Here is a 15,639-nt window from a genome sequence, read left to right on the forward strand (position 1 = left end):
GGATTGGCCTGCTTTAAGCCAAGGGGAGCGAGGCGGGGGAGGGAGCAATCTGCCCCTGGTGCACTTGCAGGATTTGCGCCCCTTGGAGCCAAGCGGCGTCGAAGGATCCCAGGTGGGTGGTGGTAACCAAAGTCTGCACCCGTTCTTGAATCGCCTCCAAGAGCTGGTTTTGGCGGTGCAGATCCAGCTCTGCCAGCACGTCGTCCAGCAGCAGCAGGGGCGGATCCCCCTTCACCTGCTCGATCAGTTCCAGCTCCGCCAATTTGAGGGCCAAGACCAAGGTGCGCTGCTGCCCCTGGGATCCATAGGCGCGGGCGGCAACTCCGTCGATGCCCAGCTCCACCTCGTCTCGGTGGGGGCCAACCAGAGAGGTGCCCAGGGCCTGTTCGGCAGCAGCCTTGGCGCGGATCGCGGCCAAAAATTGGGCTTGAACCACCTTGGGATCGGCCTGGGGATCCGGCAGGGGCACCTGCGGGCGGTAGGTGAGGCTGAGGGTCTCCCGTCCGCCGCTGATGGCCTGGTGCCAGCGGGCGGCCAGGGGTTCTAGCCGCTGCAACAGCCGGGCGCGGCGGCGCAGGATGCGGCTGCCAAGGGTGGCCAGTTGCGCGTCCCAAAAGGCCATCTGAGGTACTTTGTCGCCCGCAGCCAACGGATCCTGCTTCAAGAGGGCATTGCGCTGCTTGAGGATCTGACGATACTGCTCCACCAGGCCCAGGTAAGCCGGCTCCAGTTGAAGCAACACCCCGTCCAGCCAGGTGCGCCGCGCTTCTGGAGCTCCCCGCACCAGCTCCAGATCCAGGCTGGAGAACACCACGGCACTCACCTGCCCCAAAAAGTCCGATTGTCGCCGTAGCCCCTGGCCGTTAACCCTTAGGGATCGCCCCCCTTGGCTGCGCAGCTCCATCGCCAGCTCGTGGGCCACCCCCAGCCGCTCCACCGTGGCGGCGATCCGGGCCTTCTCTGCCCCCTGCTGCACCAACTCCCGATCCCGACCGGCCCGCCGCGAGCGCAGGGTGGCCAAGAGCTCCACCGCCTCCAAGAGGTTGGTCTTGCCCTGGGCGTTCTCCCCCACCAGGATGGTCTTGGGCGCCTCGAAGGAGATCTTTTGATCCCGGTAGTTGCGAAAGTGCCACAGGTGCAGAAAACGCAGGTACACTCGACAGCCGTGCGCTCTTGGCTCTGGATTTCTGGGCAGAAGAACAGCCCCCGCGGCGGGGGCTTTTACTCTAACGCAACTGCCTCGGGGTCAGCAGACCCACTCAGAAGCTGCTCAGGGATCCCAGACCGCTCAGGCGCTCAGCCGCCAACAGGTGCAAGGCGGCGCGGGCCGAGTGGAAGGCGGCTTTGCTGCGGCTGTAGTCGGCGAAGGTGTAGCTAGCGGGATCGGCATTGACCCTGCCCAACAACTGTTGGGCTTGCTGCTGCAGCTCGGCTACAGGGCCGGAGGTGATGTTGGCGAAGGTCATCTCCGCTTGCAACCGGCTGAGGGACTCTTGGGCGCGGAGGGGGGCTTCGAAGAAGGAACGGCCAGGAGGGCCCCCAAAGCCTAGCTCCGCTTCGTACAGAGCTTTGGCGGCTTTGGCCAGGTTTTCCGCCGCCTTGGCCTGCTCGCGGGCGGCAAAGACATTCCCCCCTTGCAGAGCCTTCTGGGCCTCGGCAAAGCTCTGGCGGCTCAGCTCCAGAAGACGGGCCGCTTCCGGAGAGGATCCCCGCTGGGCGAAGAAGCTGGCTTCCGCCAGGTCCCGCTGCGCTTTGGCCAGGTCGTGGTTGACTCGCTCCAGCTCCCGCGGGCTCTGCCAACTCGGCTGCATTGGCACGGGGGCTGCAGTTCCAGGAGCCGAGGGCCGGCCCCGCTGGGCTTGCGCCGGGGATCCCAGCACCAGGGGAGTGAGGAGCACCAAAATCGGTAGGGAACAGCCGAGGGTACGGGTGAAGGAAGCACGCATCGTCATGGTTACAAACTCCAATCGACAGGACAAGCCGGTTTGGGGTTGGCCCGTTCGCGCTCTTTGGGCGGAGTTCTGGGGGCTTTCCCTTGCGGCTTATCTTGAGAATGGCGAAAGAAAATGACGTGAAGATGACAAGGGCAGCTCCACCGTAAACACCGACCCCTCCCCCACCCGGCTGGCCACCCGCAGGGATCCCCGATGGGCGGTAACGATCTGGTGGACCAAGGCCAGGCCCAGCCCAAATCCCCCCGTATGGCGGGCGCGGGCCGTGTCCACCCGGTAAAACCGCTCGCACAGGTGGGGCAGGTGCTCAGGAGGGATGCCGATGCCTGTATCCTTCACGTGGATGCTAACCCAGGGAGGCCGGCTTTCCAGGCTCACCTGCACCGTGCCGCCGGCGGGGGTGTACTGCAGGGCATTGCGCAGCAGGTTTTCCACCGCCTGCCGCAGCAGGGCCGCCTCCCCCCGCACCAACCATTTCCCGGCAGGCCCCGGCAGGTCGCATTGCCAGCGCAGCCCCAGGGACTCCGCTTGGGGCCGGTATTGTTCGCCCAGCTCCTGCACCAGCTCCCGCAAGTCCACCAGGGGCAGATCCTCCAAAGGCAGGGATCCCTGCTGGCGGGCCAACTGCAGCAGCGTATCGATTAAATCACTGAGGCGGCGGGCGCTGCTCACCACCTTTTCTAGGCGGGGCTGCGCTTCTTCCGGGGCAAGCAGAGCCATCTGGGCATTGCTCATCAGGGCGGCCAGGGGGGCGCGCAACTCGTGGGAAGCATCGGCAGTGAAGCGTTGCAACTGCTCGTAGGAGCGACGAATCGGCTGCATCGCCAGCCCCCCCAAGATCCAGCCGGCCCCGCCGATCAACGCCAGCGTCAGCGGGATCCCGATCCCCAACCCCCAGCGCAGACGGCCCAAGCTCAGTTGCAGCGGCTCCAGCGGCACCGCCAGTTGCAAGTAGCCCAGGATCTGATCCCCCTGTTGCACCGGTAGGGTGAGCTGGCGCAGCAGCCTGCCCTCTTCCGCCGCTACCGTCTCAAACCCCAAAGACAGGTGGTGGGGAGGGCTATCTAAGGCAAACCACTTCAGAGGGGGAGGGGATCCCGTGTATTGGCGCAGGGATCCCAAGCTTTCCCTTCCGGTGCCGGGAGCAGGATCGAACCAGCGCACATAGGCCAAGTGATGGTCGAGGGGTTGGGTTTTCCCCCCCAAAAAGGGCACCTCGTTCAACACCAACCGCCACTGCCCCTGGCGCAGCTCGTACTTAATGGCTGCCGCCATGATCCCGGCCTGAACCTGCAGCTCCTCGTCAAAAGCCTGCAACTGGTTCTCCACTTCCAAGCGGTAGAAGACGGCGGCAAACACCAGCAGGATCCCGCCCATCACACCGGCAAAGCTGCGGGCCAAGCGACGGCGGCTGTGCTGAAACAATTCCGCCTTTTTTGTCGCGGCCTTCTGGCTCAGGTGCTGCTGAAAAGTTGGCCTCAGAGAAACCCAGTCCCAGCCCAGCCGCGGGAGAGAATGCTTTGGCCCGGCTCTTTTGGCCTCCATGCCACCTCTAGGGAACTGCTTCTATGGGTCTGCTTCCGGGGAGGGGATGCGCAGCCGGTACCCCTGGCCGTACACCGACTCCAGCCAATCCTGGGCCTCCACCTCCTTTAACCGTAACCGCAACCGCCGCACCAGCGCCGCCACGGCATTGCTTTCCGGCTCACAGCCCCACTCCCACACCGCCTGCTCGATCTGGCCCCGACTGAGCACCTGGTGGGGGTGGCGCATCAGGTACTCCATCAACTGAAACTCTTTGCCCGAAAGCTGCACTTGCCGCCCCTGCCGCTCCAGGGTGAGGCTGGCCAGGTGCAACTGCAGGGATCCGAGGCTGAGGCTGTCGCCTTGCCATTGGGGGGAACGGCGCCCCAACGCCCGCACCCGCGCCAGCAGCTCTATCAGATCCACCGGCTTGACCAGGTAGTCGTCTGCCCCCGCATCCAACCCCTGTACGATGTCCGACGTGGCATCCTTGGCGGTTAACATCAGCACCGGTGCGCATCCCCCCGAGCGGCGGTACTGCTGACAGAGTTGGATCCCGCTGATCCCCGGCAGCATCCAATCCAAGATGAGGAGATCATAGGCTTTCTCCTCCATCAGCCAGGCAGCCGTCTCCCCTTCGCTGGCGCAGTCCACCACATGGCCGCACTTGGCCAGAGCAGCCTGCAAAGGCTCCAACTGCTCCAGGTCGTCTTCCACCAACAAAATTCGCATGTCCCGCTTGCTACCCACCGATCCCACTCTGCCAGGCTAGGATGGCGGAGAAAAGCCATCTCCCGGATCCCTCAAACCATGGCCAACCCGTTCAAGCTTCTTCAGTCACGTGAGCCCAGCCTGGGGGCCGACTTCTGGCTGGCCTTGCCCCTGGCCGGGATCCTGTTTGGGGTGGGCGGAGAATGGGTGACCGGCCAAGTGCTGAGCCGTCCCCGCCCGCAGGTCCAGCCTTTGGCCATTCGCAGCCAGCAGCAGGCCATTCTAACTCTGGATATTCTCTCCATCCAAGCGGAGATCCGCCGCCGCCGCGGCTACACCAAGGTGGAGGTGACGACCACCAATCCCCATTTGCGCAAGCTGGAATTTGAATTTCCGGAGCTGGATCCGGATCGGGTGGCCGCCCAGATTGCCCAAGAGCTGGGCCTCACCCCCGACCAGGTGCAGCGCCTCACCCGCTACAGCTTGGACTAGAAAGATATTTCAAGATATTTCAAACAGGAAGGCTATCTCCCGCGTTCCCTTGGGTCAGCCCTCCGAAAAAATCCGGGCCAACTGCTCGCAGGCCGCTCTAATCTTCTCCAGGGTGCCGGGGTTGACCAAGCCGTAGTAGTCAAATCCATAGACCCTCTGGGTTTGAACAGCTTGCAGTTGATTCCAAAAGGGGCGGGAACGGAAAAAGGCCAAGGGATCCGCCGCCTCCGGGTTGACCACCAACAAAACCTCGGGGTTGGCTTCCAGGATGCGCTCTGCCGCAAGGGTGACATAGCCGCGAAATTGCCCTTGGCTTTGCAGGGCAGCCGTCAGGTTATCGGCGCCAAAGCGCTCCAGCAGATCCCCGGCCCAGCTTTGCCGGTTGGGAGAGAGAATCGGCTGGGTGCCCACCAAAAGCAGGGTTTTGGGGCGAACTGGGGGCAGCTCCTGGGGCAAAAGCGATCCGTACTCCCGCAGCAAGGGATCCGGATCCGCCCCCAAGGCAGCAGCCAGAGTGGCGATGGTTGCTTCCAGGGCAGCCCAACTGTCCACCTGCGTGAGATAGGTGGGGATCCCCAATGCCTGCAATCGTTCTGCCAAAGCCGTGTGAAAGCCACTGGCCCCCACCACCCAGTCCGGTTGCAGGGCCACGATTTGCTCCAGGTTAGGTTGGTTGCCCAGCCCCAGCCGAGTTATGCCCTGAAAGCGGGGATCCGCCTCCAACAAGCGCCCGGACGGGATCCCCACCAGCTTGTCCGGAGCCAGGCGATAGAGAATATCGGCTGTCAAGGTGGTGAGGCTGGCCACTCGCCGAACCGGAGCTGGCGGGATCTGGCTTTGGGCGCGGGCCAAGCGACCCATTCCCCAAACCCCCAGGCTGGCCAGGCCCAAGACAAGGAGTTGACGGCGAGAAAGACAAGACGGCATGGACGATCTCCAAAACAGTTCCAAAACAGTCAATTGAGGGTGAACTGAATCGGCACCGTTACCCACGACTCAATCGGGGTGTTGTTCCTCAAGGCGGGGCTAAATTGCCAGCGTTGCACCGCCTCTTGTGCGGCCCTGTCCAGGGCCGGGAAGCCGCTGGAAGAGACAATTTCCACCTGCTGCACCTGCCCTTGGGCATCCACCTTGACCCGCAACAGCACTTGCCCCTGCTGGTTGAGGCGGCGGGCTTGGGGAGGGTACTGCGGCGGCGGGTTGCGCCCCGGGATGGGGCGGGCCAGGATGTCCGGCCTGGCAGCCACTGCTGCGGGCGAGGAGGTGGGGGAGGATGCCTCCCCGGCCCCTTCTGCCGCTGTCGGCGCAGAACCCTGCGCTTGGGATCCACCGAGGCCACCCGTCCCAGGAGCGCTGGATCCAGATCCCTCGCTCCCGCCGGGGGAAGCAGTGCCCCCGCCACCCGAACGGATCCCTTGGATGAGGGGGGTGAAGCGGGGAATGGGAGCGCTCGTAGCAGCCACGGGGGGCGGCCTGTCGGCCACAGGTGCAGCCGTGGGGGTAGCCACCGGAGTTGGAGGGGGCTGCTGTGGTGAGGGGGTGACCGTCGGTGTTGGGGAGGGCGGAGGAGGGGTTGGTGCGGCCATCGGCGTGGGTGGAGGGGTCGGCTCCGGCTTTGCTGTGGGAACAGGCGTAGGGGTGGGGGGCGGCGTTTGCAAAGCCAGCTCAGACTTGGGAACGGCCGTGGTCTCTACTCTCTCCTGAGGCGCAGGAGCCGGTGGGGGTGGGTTATCCGCGGGAGGTGATTCCGGGGCCGGGTCGCTCGGCTCCCCTGCCGGCTTGGGCAAGGCCGAATCTGCCTCTGCCGCAAGCTGCGGCGGCAGCGGATCCTCCAGCCACAGCGTGACCGGGATCCGCACTTCGGGCTCCAGCAGAGGTCGAAATCCCCACCCAACCCATCCCAGCAGCCCCAGCAGATGCAGAAGCAGCGAGAGCAAAGTCTCCCAGCGCAGCGGGCGGGGCTCCCGACTTTGCCCAGGCAACTCAGGGAGATCCTCCAGCGAGGCGCAGGCAACTGAGAGGGCAAGGGAGCAATAGCCCGCCAGCAGCGCCTCCCTAAGTAGCTTCTCCCCCCAGCCGATCCAACGCAGTCCTCCAGATCTTTGGCGCCGCCCCATTGCCCACAGCCCCAGCTCCAGCCAGGCCAGACCCACCCCGTAGGCCATGCCTGCCTGCTGCCAATACCCCATCTGCAGGCGCCACAAAAGCCGAGGGTGGGATCCCCTCCCCGAAGAAGCGGATCCCCGGTTGGTGTGAGTGGGGGGTTCGGCGAGCATGGCTCGGGGCTATCTCGATGGGCACGGCTGGCGGGGAGTCCTAGAAGCGGCTGGAGAAGCTGAGGGCCACATGGCGCCCCGGCTGGGCCCGCCGCTCCACCTCAGGGCCGACAAAGAGGGTGCGGGTCTCGGAGTAGAGAAAATACTTCTCGTCGAAGAGGTTGAACACCCCGAAATTGAGCTGCCAGTTGTCGTCCAGGTTGTAGTAGCCCAGCAGATCCACCACCGTATAGCCGCTGGGCACAAAGGGAATCTGCGGGGGAGCGTTGGGGTTGGTTTGCACCACCTCCCGCTGCGGATCCCGCGGATCCGCCACCAGCGTGGCCACCAACCTGGCTCCCCAGATCTGGCTGGGATCGTCGTAGTGCAGTCCCAGTACTGCCGTCAGTGGCTCAATGGAAAGGAGGGGTTTGTTTTCGGTGAGGTTATCCCCCACCGCCCAGGCAAAGCTGCCATTGAGGCTCCAGCCGGTCAAATCGGGGCTGAAGAAGTACTGCCCGGTGGCTTCTACACCATAGATGCGGGCCCGACTGACGTTCTGGCTCTGAAAGAGAGTCACCGGTGGAGGTGGCGGGCTCCCTGGCGGGCCGGGGGGTGAAGGCTCGGATCCCACCGCCCGGAAAGCCTCGATAAAGTCGTTGTAGGTGTTGTAGTAGGCGGCCAAGCTAAAGCTGGCCTGGGGGTAGATCCCCCGCAACCCCACTTCAAAGCCTTGGCTGGTTTCCGGTCGCAAGTTGGGATTGGAAAGGGTGCGGTAGCGGAAGAAGGGGCTGACCAGGTTGGTGAAGCCGCTGTTGATTTCGTTGTACTGAGGGGCCCGAAAACCGGTGTTGTACTGGGCCGTAAAGGTGAGGTTGGGATTAATCCTCCACACCAGGCCCACCTTGGGAGAAATGGCATCGGCAAACAGGCTGGCGGCTTCTGCCCCACTTTTCAAGAAGGCTTCGTCAGGGCTGGGGGTGAGGCGGTAGGTGTCGTAGCGGATGCCGGGGATGAGGGTAAAGTTGCCGCCCCCAAAGTCGATCTCATCTTGCAAATACAGCCCAAAGCGCACGGTATCGGAGTCGGGAAAATCTTTGGTGGGAAAAGTGTCCGGGGGGATGTTTTGGGTGACTGCCCCGGTCAGCAGGTTGGTTTGGAAGCGGTTGCGGGGACGTTCGTTGCGGGTGGTGGAGATCTCCATTCCATACACCAAGCGGTGGGAGAGATCCCCGGTTTGGAAGCGGCTCTGGGCCTGTACGCTGGCTCCCAGAATGTTGCTGACCAGCTCGTTGAAGGTATCCCGACGCACAGGCACGGGCCGACCTTGTACCGTGAGGGTGCGTTCTTCCACGCTGGGCTCCTGGGTGCGGGCCGGCTGGTAGTAGATCTGGACGGTGGCCAGCTCAAAAGCGGGGGTATCGGGGTTGGCGTAGCGATATTCCAAGCTGAGGCGGCTGCGCTCGGTCTCAATGGTCTCCCTGAAAAAGCGGATGCTGGGATCCAGGTTGCGGGGCGAAAAGGTGGTGGTGGTGCGGTTGTTGAAGTATTCCGCCGTCAGGGTGAGGCTGTCAAAGGGACTGAAGCGATAGACCAGCTTGGCCAGAACATTGTCTCCCTCCACCGTTTGCCGATCCTTGAAACTGGGATCCGCTTTAATATCCGGCTCTCTGGCGTCGCGGCGAGTGTAGATGAGCAGGGCCTCTAAGTTATCCTGCCGACCCGCCAAGCTAAGGGTGTTGACGTACCCTTGGTTTTTGCTGTCGTACTGGCTGGACAGGCCCACATGGATGTCCCGTTCCCCCAGCAGATCGGCTGGATCCAGGGTGGTGTAGGTCACCACACCCCCCAGCGCGTCGCTGCCGTAGAGGGTGGAGGCGGGGCCGCGGATAATTTCTACAGTTTTCAGGGTCTCCAGCTCAAAGGTATCCCGGCCAATGGTGAAGGGGCCGAAGGAAAATCGCTCCGGCTGGCGGATCCCATCCACCTGGATCAACACCCGGTTGGCGTCGAGGCCGCGGATGTTGAAGTCCTGCAGGCCGTAGCGAACGCTGCGCCGCACGCTTACCCCCGGCTCGTAGCGCACCAGATCCTGAATGTTTTGAACCAGCTCCCGCCGCAACCGCTCCCGGTCGATGACGGTAATGCTGGCGGGTGAGTCGGCCAAGGTGCGCTCGGTGCGAGTACCGGTTACGGTGACCTGTTGCAGGTTAAAGATCGGCGTGCCTTCCTGCTGGAGAGCCCGAAGTTCGGCCTGTAGCCGCTCCACCTCTGCCTGATCCCCCCGCCGGCGAGCAGCCTCTATTTGCGCCTCCAGCTCCCTAATCTGCTCTTGCAAGGTGGTCGGCGCAGGAGTGGCCTGGGCCAACAGCGGCGGAGTTGTCGAATCAGGGATCCGGGCATTGGGCTGAGCCTGGGACAGGGATCCCCAGCCCACTCCCAAACTCAACCCCAAACTCACCACCCGCCACCAACGACCGTTCACGCGCATAACCTCTCATGCCCCTCGAAATCCACAACAGGGAAAATTCACTGCAAAACCGGACAAACCCTCCCTCAGCACCCTGACACCGGCAGGGAGAGGAGCCTTGCTGCCGCTGGAGCTGTGCTGCGCAGGGGGCAAAGCTGGGGCCCTACCGGAGTCGAGATCCACTCCACCTCCAGGCCAAACACCTGTCGCACCCGGCTGGGGGTCAACACCGCCAAGGGAGACCCCAGGGCCTGCATCTGGCCGGATCCCAGCAAGGCAATCTGCTCGCTGTAGCGAATGGCCAAATTCAGGTCGTGCAGCACCGTAACTACCGTCAGGCCCTGCTCCTGCTTCAGCCGTTGCAACAGCTCCAGCAGCTCCAGTTGGTGGCGCAGATCCAAAAAGGTGGTGGGCTCATCCAACAGCAACACCTGCGGCTCCTGCACCAAAGCCAACGCCAGAAAAGCCCGTTGCCGCTCGCCCCCCGAAAGGGTTTCCACCCGCCGCAGCGCCAGGGATCCCAGTCCCGTCTGCTCTAGAGCCCACTCCACCTGCTGCCAATCGGCCCGCGTCAACTGCCACGCCCACCAGGGCTGGTGGGGAGAACGCCCCAGACTGACCAATTGCCGCACCGTTAGCCCTGCCGGGATCCGCTGCTGCTGGGGCAAAAGAGCCAACTGCCGGGCCACCTGCTTTGGAGTGAGTTGAGCGTGCAGATCCCGACCGCCCAAGTACACGCGCCCAGCTTGGGGAATCAGAACCCGACTCAACAGTCGCAGCACCGTCGATTTGCCCGAACCATTGGGGCCGACAATGCTCAGCCATTCCCCCTTTTGCACGCTGAAGCTCACTTGTCGCACCACCGTCCGGGATCCGTAGCCCCCGCTCAAATCCTCGACCTGCAGGATGGGCTCTCTCATCGCCCTGCCCCCTGCTGCCACAGCAGCCAGCCGAAAAAGGGAGCCCCCATCACAGCGGTGACAATCCCCACCGGCAGCTCTATCGGGCCCAAACGGCTCAGGATATCGGCACCGCTCAGCAGGGTCGCCCCCGCCAAGGCAGAAAGGGGCAACAGCCAGCGGTAATCGGATCCCACCCCCTGCCGCACCATGTGGGGCACCACCAAACCGACAAAGCCGATCAACCCCCCCACACTGACAGCGGTTGCCGCCAGCCAAGCCGCCACCAGACCAATCACCACCCGCGTCCGCGCCAGAGGGATCCCCAAGCTCACCGCCATCTCTTCCCCCAAGCTCAGCAGGTTTAAAGCCCGCGCCTGCCCCCATCCCAATCCCAAGCCGACCAGGATATACGCCCCGGCCACCTGCACCTCTGGCCAGCCCCGCCCGCTCAAGCTGCCGATCAACCAGGTGAGAGCCACCTGCACCCGGTCATCTGCCATCAACAACAAGGTGGAGCTAATGGCCCCAAACAGGGCGCTGACGGCCACCCCCGCCAAGATCAGCCGCTCCACCGCCAGTCCCGAGGGAGTACGCGCCAACCCGTACACCAACACGGTAGTCAGCACCCCGCCCACCCAAGCGGCCAGGGGCACCCAAGCCGTCCACTCTCCCAAGGTGAGCAACCCCACCGCCGCCAGGCCCGCCCCCGCCGAAATGCCCAGCAGGTAGGGATCCGCCAGCCCATTGCCCAGCATCCCCTGCAACAGGGCCCCTGCCATCCCCAGAGCCGCCCCCAGCAACTGGGCCAAGAGCGCCCGCGGCAGCCGCAACTGCCAAACAATCGTCTGCCGAATGGGATCCCCCTGCCCCCACAGGGCTTGCCAGAGTTCTGGGAAAGTCATGGGAACGGATCCCAAAGCAATCGAGACCAAAAGTACTAGGAAAATGAAACTCAATAGCAAACAGGTCAAACCGATTGGCGAGAGCAGCCGCTTTCTTTGCCCCCAGCCTCTGCCCCCCTCAACCTCTGTATACGGACACTCGCGATCGACCAGCACCGGGAAAACCTCTCGAGCTTTGCCCAGGAAGAGAGCCTTCTGAGGCCAAGAAACCCCCTCCGCCCGCCAGGGCGGGATGGAAAACTCAGCCAAGTTGGCCAGGCCTCCCTCCCGAGCTTTATTGAAAGTAAACTCAACAAAACGTAGTCGCTAGAATAGCAAGGCTTCTTGGATGTTGCAAGTCAGTTTCAATAGCTTGTGCCTAAATTTCTCCCTCTTGCGCTTCAGGGCTTTTGGACAAGACCGGGCAGCGCCTCTGCCCAGCCATTCGGACTTATCTCAGGGGGGATCCAACTACCCTGAGCGAGGTCATGGCAACCAACCGCGAAATGGGAATCAGGGGAGAAGGGCTGGGGAAACGTCTCAAACTTCATCTAGACCTGGATCTAGAATGGCCCAAGCTGGTCGGCCCGAGTTGGCTAGACTCCGAACCTTCAGCCCATTGCTTGCCCACGTTTTGATGCCATGAGTTCTTCCGCCGAGCCTACTTGGGATGCCTTAGAGGTGGATCCCGCCCTGCTCACCCCCATGATGCAGCACTATGTGGAGCTGAAGCGGCAGTATCCCCACGCCATCTTGCTCTACCGCCTAGGGGATTTCTACGAGATGTTTTTCCAGGACGCGGAAGTGGTGTCGCGGGAGCTGGAGCTGGTGCTCACCGGGCGGGAGGCAGGGGCCATAGGACGGGTGCCCATGTGCGGGATCCCTTACCACGCCTTTGACCGCTATGCTGCTCAGTTGGTGGCCAAAGGCTATGCCCTGGCCGTCTGCGACCAGATGGAGCCGGCAGATCAGGCCAAAGGCTTGGTGCGGCGGGAAGTGACGCGGGTCATCACCCCCGGCACGGTCATCGAAGAGGAGCTGCTGCAGGCACGGCAAAACAACTACTTGGCCGCCGTGGTCCGCCTGAGAGGCTTCAAGCAAACCCCCTGGGGCCTGGCTTACGCCGACATTTCTACCGGCGAGTTCTGGGTCTGCCAGAGCGAGGGGCAAGAGCAGCTAGAACAGGAGCTGGCCCGGCTGCAGCCGGCGGAGATCCTGCTGCCCACCGAGGAAGGGCTGGGCCTGGGCTTAATTCGGCCTGGGGATCCCCAAGCTTCCCTGGGCCTGCCCGGCCAGTACACCTATACCCTGCGCCCGGCGGAGCCCTTTGAGCTGGCGGTGGCGCGAGAAAACTTGCTACAGACCTATGGCCTGCGCTCTTTGGAGGGCTTGGGCTGCAAGGAGCTGCCCCTGGCCATTCGGGCGGCGGGAGGGCTCTTGCACTACCTGGAGGAGACGCAAAAGAACCTGGTGCAGCCTTCTCCCCAGGGGGGCCACCCCCTCCTACGTCCCCCTCGCACCTACCAGTTGACGGATTACCTCATCTTGGATCCCCAAACCCGCCGCAACTTGGAGCTCACCCAGACCATCCGCGAGGGGGCCTTTGTCGGATCCCTGCTCTGGGTGCTGGATCACAGCCGCACTGCCATGGGAGGACGCACCCTGCGCCGTTGGCTGCTGCAGCCTTTGCGGGATCTCGAGCAAATCCGCCTCCGCCAGGACACCATCCAGGAGCTGTTGGAAAACCCCTCCCTGCGCACCCGCCTGGGATCCCTGCTGGACTCTCTCTATGACCTGGAGCGCTTGGCCAACCGCGTCGCCTCCGGCACCGCCAACCCGCGCGAGCTGGTGGCCCTGGGCTCCTCCTTGGGCAAACTGCCCCAACTGGCGGAGCTGGTGGCCGAAGCCAAGACCCCTCTCCTGCAGAGCTTGCAGCAGGTGGATCCCGCCCTGGTTGACCTGGGCCGCCGCATCGAGCACACCCTCCTGCCCTCCCCTCCCCCTGTGCTCACCGAAGGGGGGCTAATCCGGCCCGGCGTCGATCCGGAGCTGGACAGGCTGCGGCACCAGGTGGAGCAAGACCGCCAGTGGATTGCCCAGTTGGAGAAAACCGAGCGCGAGCGCACTGGGATCCCCACCCTCAAAGTTGGCTTCAACAAGGCTTTCGGCTACTACATCAGCATCAGCCGCGCCAAGGCCCAGCAGGTGCCCAAGGAGTACATCCGCAAGCAGACCCTGACTAACGAAGAGCGCTTCATCACCCCTGAGCTCAAAGAAAAAGAAGCCCGCGTCCTCACCGCTCAGACTGAGATCAACCAGCGGGAATACGAGCTGTTTGTGCAGCTGCGCCAAGAGGCGGGATCCCAAGCTGCCGCCATCCGCCAGGTGGCCCAGACCCTGGCCGCCGTCGATGCCCTGTTTGGCTTGGCGGAAGTGGCTGTGCAGCAGGGTTACACTCGTCCCGTAATCACGACCGACCGCCGCCTAGTCATCGAGGAAGGGCGCCATCCGGTGGTGGAGAAGTCTTTGCCCCAGGGCCTATTTGTCCCCAACTCGGTGCGTCTGGGATCCCCCCACGGCCCGGATCTGATTGTCCTCACTGGCCCCAACATGTCGGGCAAATCCACCTATTTGCGGCAGATCGGGCTCATCCAGATCCTGGCCCAGATGGGCAGCTTTGTGCCGGCAAGGCGGGCGGAGCTGGGCCTCTGTGACCGTGTGTTTACCCGCATCGGCGCTGTCGATGACCTGGCCACGGGACAGTCCACCTTCATGGTGGAGATGAACGAGACGGCCAACATCCTCAACCACGCCGGCGAGCGCTCCCTGGTGCTTTTGGACGAGATTGGCCGCGGCACCGCCACCTTCGACGGCCTCTCCATTGCCTGGGCGGTGGCTGAGTACCTTGCCACCCAGGTGCGCGCCCGCACAATCTTTGCCACCCACTACCACGAGCTCAACCAACTGGAGACCCTGCTGCCCAACGTGGCCAACTTCCAGGTGGTGGTGAAAGAGCTGCCGGATCGCATCATCTTCCTGCACCAGGTGCAGCCCGGGGGGGCCGACCGCTCCTACGGCATCGAGGTAGGGCGCATGGCCGGCCTGCCCCAGCCGGTGATCGAGCGGGCCAAACAGGTGCTGGCCCTGGTGGAACAACACAGCCGCATCGGCCTCGGCCTGCGCAGCCAGGGGAAAAGCCGCCCTTCTTCAAACAACCCCAAGAAACGGTTCAAGCAAGAATCCAATTCCCGCGGGATACCCGACTGCGATGCCAAGGCTGGGGATCAACTATCCCTGATCCCGACCTCCCTCTACCCCGAGGAGCTCTAGGTCTATCCTCGCTCCGGATCCCGTTCTTCCAGCCCCAAGGTGGCGGCCAGCACCTCCAGCTCCTCCCGCTGCCCCTCCACCCAGAGGTGGGATCCGGGGGGCGGAGCGGCCTCTTGCAGCTTCAGGCGGATCTGCTGCGGGCGGTGGCTGCGCCGCCAGTAGTACCAGCCCGCCCAAGGAGAGGCCAGCAGCAGCGTCCAAGGCCAGGCTCCCCAAGCCGGCTGCAGCATCTGCAGCACCAGGGCCAAACAGGCCAGCCCTGCCCCCGCCAGCCCCGTCAAAAAAACAGCCAACCCCACACTGGCCCGCGCCTGACCCACAAAGGTGGCGATCCCCTCCGGGTCAGCAGATTGCAAGCGATAGGCGCGCCCCTCCAGGTGCTTTCGGAGAAGGGATCCCATTTCTTCCAGGTTGCGACTGCTAAAATAGAGACGAGCTTCGACGCGGTCTTTGCCAGAGGCTCGCAGAAAAAAGAACAGGCCGATGGCCAGCAAGACCGTAAGCAGTAGCGTTGAAATTGTCTCCCCTTGCAAGGAAGAAGAGGCGGCTACTGCCGCACGTGCCTCCGATAGAGAGCCAAAGTTGATGGGCGGCGCAACTGCGATCGGGGCTTTCTCTCCTGACCAGAAAGAAGGAGACTTGGCAAGAAAGCAGTTCATGGAATGCTAGTTTACACGCCTGCTGACCAGTTTAGACTTCTCAGAGGAGCTGGCCGCCCCCTCCTCTAAAGAAAAACCGAGTTGCCACCTCTATCGCTTTGTAGCTCGCATGGGCAAAAAACCCCTCGGAGGGCAGTGCGCTTTTCAGCAACCTCAGTGGCAGTTCAAGAGGAGGGGAGGCTACGCCGGATCTCGTGCCTCTCGGCTGGGAAGTGCAACTATAATAAGTTATGATAAGAGGCTTCTGCTTTACTGACTCTTGTCTCTCTCCCTTTCCAGGGTAGCCTCCTTTAAGAGGGCAGAGCTCTGCAGCGAGGGTTGAGGAGGAGGGTGCCTGCCCCACTCGAGCGATGACGGCGCAAAGCAACCGCTCCAGGGAGACACCAGCCTTAGAGATTTCCTCCCAGTCCTGCCCTTTTGGTTTGCCTGCCTCTGTCGCTGTTTCAGCAATACCTTACATGTC

The 15,639-nt window shown here is 63.3% G+C and carries 12 protein-coding genes; 2 read left to right on the forward strand and 10 right to left on the reverse strand.

Annotated features, from left to right (window positions below):
- Positions 1–13: 13 nt before the first annotated feature.
- The 4 genes from recF to rppA all read right to left on the reverse strand — a co-directional run bounded on the left by recF (position 14) and on the right by rppA (position 4,208).
- Complete coding sequence (gene recF, locus NW809_RS01385; protein WP_011430838.1) at positions 14–1,156, reverse strand: DNA replication/repair protein RecF; 1,143 nt, start codon at positions 1,154–1,156, stop codon at positions 14–16.
- Positions 1,157–1,259: 103 nt separating this feature from the next.
- Positions 1,260–1,952, reverse strand: a complete 693-nt coding sequence (locus tag NW809_RS01390) for a DNA-binding protein (protein ID WP_099813019.1) — start codon at positions 1,950–1,952, stop codon at positions 1,260–1,262.
- A 90-nt stretch (positions 1,953–2,042) separates the two neighbouring features.
- Positions 2,043–3,497, reverse strand: coding sequence for a sensor histidine kinase (locus NW809_RS01395; RefSeq protein ID WP_414401375.1), 1,455 nt, complete (start codon positions 3,495–3,497; stop codon positions 2,043–2,045).
- Between the two features lie 21 nt (positions 3,498–3,518).
- Positions 3,519–4,208 (reverse strand): two-component system response regulator RppA, encoded by a 690-nt coding sequence (rppA, locus tag NW809_RS01400; protein WP_414389613.1) that lies wholly within the window; start codon positions 4,206–4,208, stop codon positions 3,519–3,521.
- A 78-nt stretch (positions 4,209–4,286) separates the two neighbouring features.
- Between rppA and NW809_RS01405 the strand changes: the two genes are divergently transcribed.
- A complete protein-coding gene (locus tag NW809_RS01405) occupies positions 4,287–4,679 on the forward strand; it encodes a hypothetical protein (protein ID WP_414401376.1) in 393 nt (130 codons plus the stop codon).
- A 54-nt stretch (positions 4,680–4,733) separates the two neighbouring features.
- On the opposite strand, the gene NW809_RS01410 is transcribed toward NW809_RS01405, so the two are convergent.
- The 5 genes from NW809_RS01410 to NW809_RS01430 form a co-directional block, all read right to left on the reverse strand.
- Entirely contained in the window at positions 4,734–5,606 is an 873-nt protein-coding gene (locus NW809_RS01410; RefSeq protein WP_099813017.1) for an ABC transporter substrate-binding protein, read from the reverse strand.
- 29 nt (positions 5,607–5,635) lie between these two features.
- Entirely contained in the window at positions 5,636–6,955 is a 1,320-nt protein-coding gene (locus NW809_RS01415; RefSeq protein WP_011430844.1) for an energy transducer TonB, read from the reverse strand.
- A gap of 40 nt (positions 6,956–6,995) precedes the next feature.
- Complete coding sequence (locus NW809_RS01420) at positions 6,996–9,425, reverse strand: TonB-dependent hemoglobin/transferrin/lactoferrin family receptor (protein WP_414401377.1); 2,430 nt, start codon at positions 9,423–9,425, stop codon at positions 6,996–6,998.
- Positions 9,426–9,490: 65 nt separating this feature from the next.
- Complete coding sequence (locus tag NW809_RS01425; RefSeq protein ID WP_414401378.1) at positions 9,491–10,324, reverse strand: ABC transporter ATP-binding protein; 834 nt, start codon at positions 10,322–10,324, stop codon at positions 9,491–9,493.
- On the reverse strand, positions 10,321–11,364 hold the full coding sequence (locus NW809_RS01430) for a FecCD family ABC transporter permease (protein WP_414355556.1): 1,044 nt from the start codon (positions 11,362–11,364) through the stop codon (positions 10,321–10,323). Before NW809_RS01430 ends, NW809_RS01425 begins: the two co-directional genes overlap by 4 nt.
- A 465-nt stretch (positions 11,365–11,829) precedes the next feature.
- Between NW809_RS01430 and mutS the strand changes: the two genes are divergently transcribed.
- Positions 11,830–14,517: a DNA mismatch repair protein MutS gene (gene mutS, locus NW809_RS01435; RefSeq protein ID WP_414401379.1), complete on the forward strand. Its 2,688-nt coding sequence runs from the start codon at positions 11,830–11,832 to the stop codon at positions 14,515–14,517.
- A gap of 2 nt (positions 14,518–14,519) precedes the next feature.
- Here the strand turns inward: mutS and NW809_RS01440 are convergent, their stop codons facing one another.
- Positions 14,520–15,176 (reverse strand): cofactor assembly of complex C subunit B, encoded by a 657-nt coding sequence (locus NW809_RS01440; protein WP_099813015.1) that lies wholly within the window; start codon positions 15,174–15,176, stop codon positions 14,520–14,522.
- Between the last annotated feature and the right edge of the window lie 463 nt (positions 15,177–15,639).

It is taken from the genome of Synechococcus sp. WC101, assembly GCF_047461555.1.
Lineage (GTDB): Bacteria > Cyanobacteriota > Cyanobacteriia > Thermostichales > Thermostichaceae > Thermostichus.